The organism is Methanotorris formicicus Mc-S-70 (genome assembly GCF_000243455.1).
GTDB classification, from domain to species: domain Archaea; phylum AGJL01; class Methanococci; order Methanococcales; family Methanococcaceae; genus Methanotorris; species Methanotorris formicicus.
This window is the reverse complement of sequence record NZ_AGJL01000075.1, coordinates 1-5125: the sequence shown is the minus strand read 5'-3', so window position 1 is coordinate 5125 and position 5125 is coordinate 1. Positions and strand designations below refer to the sequence as shown.

Genomic DNA, 5125 nt, shown 5'->3' with positions numbered 1-5125 from the left:
GGTAGAAATATCTTATCATAAATGCTATATCATTATATTCGAATATGCTTGCGAAAGTCCTACATATATAATCGATACTCCACTCCCTATTTATCCGTTCAACTTTTCCTATTGTTTGGGGATGTCTAACAGAGGTCCTTATATGCAAAATCCGATTTTCCAGTAGAAACTTCTGGAATTTAGATACCCCTCCTCTCGCAGGAACGAATTGAGTTCTATTATCGGTTAATATCTTCTCAGGTTTCCCATACTTTTTAAAACATTCCTTTAAAGTAGAAATTACAACGTCTGATGTCGCTTCTTCATACAACTTAATATGTAAAATATATCTACTATGGTCGATTTATAATTATCATGTGCGAAATAATTTCGGGATACCACATATTTAATTTTTATATCAAAAAAATGAAATACGACATAATTGATATTATTCAAACATGATTGAAACGTGTTTGGTGAAAACATGAACATTTTGAGAAGAGGAAGATTGGGAAATTCAATAAAAGAAGATGTGGCGAAATACACAACAAGTTTAGATTTTGATAAGGAAATTTTTGAGGTAGATATTTTGTGCGATATTGCACATGTAATAATGCTCTATGAACAGGGAATAATAAAAAAAGATGATGTAAAGAAGATTATTGATGGCTTAAAGGAAATTTACAAAAAAGGAATGGAAAACCTCAACTTAGATCCTTCATTAGATGATATACACATGGTTATTGAAAGTGAGTTGATTAAAAAATTAGGAGAAGATGTCGCGGGAAGAATGCACACGGGAAGAAGTAGAAACGATGAAGTTGCAACAGATTTAAGGATGTCTTTGAGGGAAAAAGTTTTACTGATTTTAAAAGACCTAATAAACTTAGAAAAAGACCTCATAGAAATGGCAAAAGAGCATAAAGAAACACTTATGATTGGATATACGCATTTACAACATGCACAACCAACAACATTCGCCCACCACTTGCTAAGTTATGTTTCAGCAATTGAAAGGGATATCTTAAGATTATTGGATACATATAAAAGAATAAACATCTCCCCATTAGGTAGTGGGGCAATGGCTACAACCGGATTTAAAATAAACAGAGAAAGAACAAAGGAACTTCTTGGCTTTGATGGAATTATTGAAAACTCAATGGATGGGATTTCAAGTAGGGATTTTATTGCTGAGACGATGGCAAATTTATCAATATTAGGAACTAACTTATCAAAAATTTGTGAGGAGTTAATTTTATTTTCAACTTATGAGTTTAGAATGGTTGAGATTGCAAATGAATACACATCAACATCCTCAATAATGCCTCAAAAAAAGAACCCAGATGTTGCAGAGATTGCAAGGGCAAAACTCTCAACCTTAAATGGGAATTTGATTAGCGTCTTAACTATTTTGAAGGCATTGCCTAACACCTACAACAGAGATTTGCAAGAGATAAGCCCACATTTGTGGAAGAGTGTCTATACAACAATAGATACAATAAAAATGATACATGGTATGTTAAAAACATTAAAAGTAAATGTTGAGAGAATGAAGGAATTAGCAAATGCCAACTATTCAACTGCAACAGAACTTGCTGATACACTTGTGAAAGAATGCAACATTCCATTTAGAACCGCACATGGCATTGTTGGGGAAGTTGTTAGAAAGAGTATAGAAGAAAAAAAGGATATGATTGAGGTTATTTATGAAGTTTTGGAAAAATATAACCTAAAAGTTGATGAAGAAAAAATAATGAAGGCATTAGATCCCTATGAAAATGTCAAAATGAGGGATGTTATAGGAGGTCCTGCACCAAAAGAAGTTGAGAGGGCAGTAAAGAGTTTTGAAGAAAGATTAAGTAAATATGAAAAGGATATTGATGAAAAAATGCAAAAAATAAATAAGATTAAAGAAAATCTCTTGTCTTATAAAATTGAATAAATTTTAATCATTCAAATTAGAATCCCAAATTGAAAAATATAACTTTCCATCTTCAAAAACATAAGTTTGTTTTAGAAAGGATAACGTAAGTTTAATCTCCTGTGGTATCCCGAAATTATTTCGCACATGATAATTATAAATCGACCATAGTAGATATATTTTACATATTAAGTTGTATGAAGAAGCGACATCAGACGTTGTAATTTCTACTTTAAAGGAATGTTTTAAAAAGTATGGGAAACCTGAGAAGATATTAACCGATAATAGAACTCAATTCGTTCCTGCGAGAGGAGGGGTATCTAAATTCCAGAAGTTTCTACTGGAAAATCGGATTTTGCATATAAGGACCTCTGTTAGACATCCCCAAACAATAGGAAAAGTTGAACGGATAAATAGGGAGTGGAGTATCGATTATATATGTTCAATAGTTTAGAAAAGTTCGTAGATTGGTATAATCGAGTAAAACCACATCGTTCTCTTAATTTTAAAACTCCTTATGAAGTTTATTATGGTGTAGAGTGTGATAAGGAGGTGATTAGTGTATGAAAAATTATGGCGAAATAATTTCGGGATACAACATTAAGCATAATTATTATGATACTTTATAAATCGAAAGAATTAAAGATATAAATATTAAATAACAAAAAATAAAAGATTAATTTGACTTTTTCCATAAAATATATCCAAGAATTATAACTACTATCAGGATTATTTCATATAAGTAATTATTTAAAATCTCATTTTTTTCATTTATATCCACTATCAATTGTTGAGTTAAATCTTCCATAGTGTTGTTTCCATCGAATTTAACTAATTTTGTATTATTATCCTTATCAATTCCAGATATTAACCAATATTCATATTCATCAACATAACTGATATAATCAACTCTTTTAAATAAATTAGAGAGGTTTATTACCGTTTCATTCTTATAGATATAAAGTCCATTATTTGTAGCCATTAATACTCCTTTATCTCCTTTACACATAATATATGGAGTTATGTTAGATATTTTTGTTAGTTTTTCTCCATTATATAAATAAAGTCCATTAACAGTGTAGTTTATCTTTGCATTAGTGTAATATTTTGGAGGAGAAGTTAATGGAATTAATAAATTTCCATTGTTATCACATTCCATTGGTTGGTAATTAAGATGATACAAATAAAATGCTCCTATCTTATCATTAGATAGGTTAAATGATTTTATTATATTTCCATTCTTCCAAATATATATGGTGTTATTTGTGATATTATTTCCATAGTTATTAAAATATATATACCAAAAATCATTTTTTGAATTATAACCTATACCATAATATCCTTGACTATATGGAAAGATATTTTTTCCTGGGAGGTTATAGTAAGAACATAACCAGTTTCTATTGCATGATGCTGATGAACCACTCCAAATAATAAAGGCTATATCATCGCTACTTTTGAACTTTGATATTCTTGCAGTTGAACATCCAGAATAAAGTCCACTTATTGTAGTCGTAAAATTCTTTCCATCAAAGAATCCTAGCATTTCTGGACTGTGAAAAATCCATTTTCCTTTAAAATTACCAACTACAACAGGATGTTTAAAATAACTATAAAAATTCCAGTTCTTTGGTTTAAAGTTTATCTCTGAATTATTTAATTCAGATTTATTTATTGGAAACCTTAGAATTAACTTAAACTCCCTTCCATCATATAGGATTTCATACATCTTAGAGTTGATTTTGTCATATATACTAATCATTACATCCGCTCCATTTGTAGCCATACTTTCGATTGAGATATTATTAGATATATTTTCCTCTGCAAATAGTAGATGGAGTAAATACAACGATAGAATTAAAAAGATGAGTCTTTTCATTTTATCACCTAAAAATTTAAAAGATACCTTTTGCATACCTTCTAATCTTTAATCAATCCCTCTTTAACAGATTGGACAATAATTTCCCCTGCTTTGATTTTTTTGCATTCGTTATCTACAAATAATCTAATTTTGGATGCCCTGCAGAAATGCTGGACTCTCAAACCAATATTCTTTAAGGTTTTTTCATTAATTTCCTTGCCAATAAATTCTTTTAAAGTTTCAGAGGTTGAGCCACACGGTGCCTCCCTCAAAATTTCAATGTCTTTTATTTTATTGTTTTCAAGTATGATTTTTACCTTTGGTCTTCCAAAATATCTTAAAAATTTATTTAATTGTGGAAATTCATCCAAATAGTTTTTTAAAACACTCTCATCAATCTCACACATCAAATTTGGACAAAACACATTACCAAAACCCTCCAACTGCTTTTTAAACCCTCCTCCTTTCCACGCACCAACAATAACAAATGCATTTTTATTTATTTTCCTGATTTGCCTAACGAGTTCGTAGGTTAAATCTGGGTTTGTGGTGTAGGTTATAAATAAATCATAATCCTCTAATTTTTCCAAAATATCTTTATCAATTTTTATGTCGTCAAATTCTCCAGAATATTTAACTTTAATAAAATCACAATTAAATTTTTTTCCTATAACCTTATGTACCCTTTCTCCATACTTTCCTTCACTTAAAATGCCTATCTTCATTATTTCACCATAAATTTAAATATATGGATTAAACTGTCCAAAATAAAAAAATGGTAGCCCGGCGCGGATTCGAACCGCGGTCCCGGGGTCCAAAGCCCCGGATGATTGGCCACTACACCACCGGGCTTCAAACAACAGCACTCATTAATACAAAGGTTCTAATATATAAACTTTTCGGCGAAAATTATTTATAGTTGTTTAATGATTTAAGAATTATTTGGAGTGCCTCGGTGGCTCAGCCTGGTAGAGCGCCTGCTTGGTAAGCAGGAGGTCGCGGGTTCGAACCCCGCCCGAGGCTTTAATTTTATTTTAGAAGAATTGATTTATAAATTTGAATTAATTTTATTGGAATTTGTAAAATTCCCCAAAAAATCCCAATTTGCTTAGAAGTTTTTTATCATCCTCACTTAAAGGATATTTCTTTGTTGGTGGAATTGGTGAGCCGTCCCTTGCGTATATAAGCCCTCCTTTTTTCTTCGCTCCTAAATATTTCCCTGCATTTCCATCAACGATAATAACCCCTTTTTTCATCTCAATACCTGTAAAATCCCCAGTATTGCCTTTAACTATAACACACCCTCCTTTCAAAACAGCCCCAGTATTTTTCCCAGATAGGACTTTCGCAAGCATATTCGAATA

3 protein-coding genes, 2 tRNA genes and 3 pseudogenes are annotated in these 5125 nt (G+C 30.9%); 3 read left to right on the top strand and 5 right to left on the bottom strand.

Annotated features, from left to right (window positions below; all coding sequences use genetic code 11):
* Positions 1–340 (bottom strand): annotated as a pseudogene (locus tag METFODRAFT_RS10360) (DDE-type integrase/transposase/recombinase); the annotation flags it as partial.
* A 123-nt stretch (positions 341–463) separates the two neighbouring features.
* Between METFODRAFT_RS10360 and argH the strand changes: the two are divergent.
* Both argH and METFODRAFT_RS11985 read left to right on the top strand, forming a co-directional pair.
* On the top strand, positions 464–1921 hold the full coding sequence (argH, locus tag METFODRAFT_RS09045; protein ID WP_007045305.1) for an argininosuccinate lyase: 1458 nt from the start codon (positions 464–466) through the stop codon (positions 1919–1921).
* 142 nt (positions 1922–2063) lie between these two features.
* A pseudogene (locus tag METFODRAFT_RS11985) lies at positions 2064–2467 on the top strand (DDE-type integrase/transposase/recombinase); the annotation flags it as partial.
* 109 nt (positions 2468–2576) lie between these two features.
* Here the strand turns inward: METFODRAFT_RS11985 and METFODRAFT_RS09040 are convergent.
* From METFODRAFT_RS09040 to METFODRAFT_RS09030, 3 genes are all read right to left on the bottom strand, one after another.
* On the bottom strand, positions 2577–3779 hold the full coding sequence (locus tag METFODRAFT_RS09040; protein WP_007045304.1) for a hypothetical protein: 1203 nt from the start codon (positions 3777–3779) through the stop codon (positions 2577–2579).
* Between the two features lie 41 nt (positions 3780–3820).
* Positions 3821–4486 (bottom strand): DUF166 domain-containing protein, encoded by a 666-nt coding sequence (locus METFODRAFT_RS09035; protein ID WP_007045303.1) that lies wholly within the window; start codon positions 4484–4486, stop codon positions 3821–3823.
* Between the two features lie 51 nt (positions 4487–4537).
* Positions 4538–4613 (bottom strand) — tRNA-Gln (locus METFODRAFT_RS09030).
* 97 nt (positions 4614–4710) lie between these two features.
* On the opposite strand from METFODRAFT_RS09030, the gene METFODRAFT_RS09025 reads away from it, so the two are divergent.
* Positions 4711–4784, top strand: a tRNA-Thr gene (locus METFODRAFT_RS09025).
* A gap of 44 nt (positions 4785–4828) precedes the next feature.
* Here the strand turns inward: METFODRAFT_RS09025 and METFODRAFT_RS09020 are convergent.
* Positions 4829–5125 (bottom strand): annotated as a pseudogene (locus METFODRAFT_RS09020) (hypothetical protein); the annotation flags it as partial.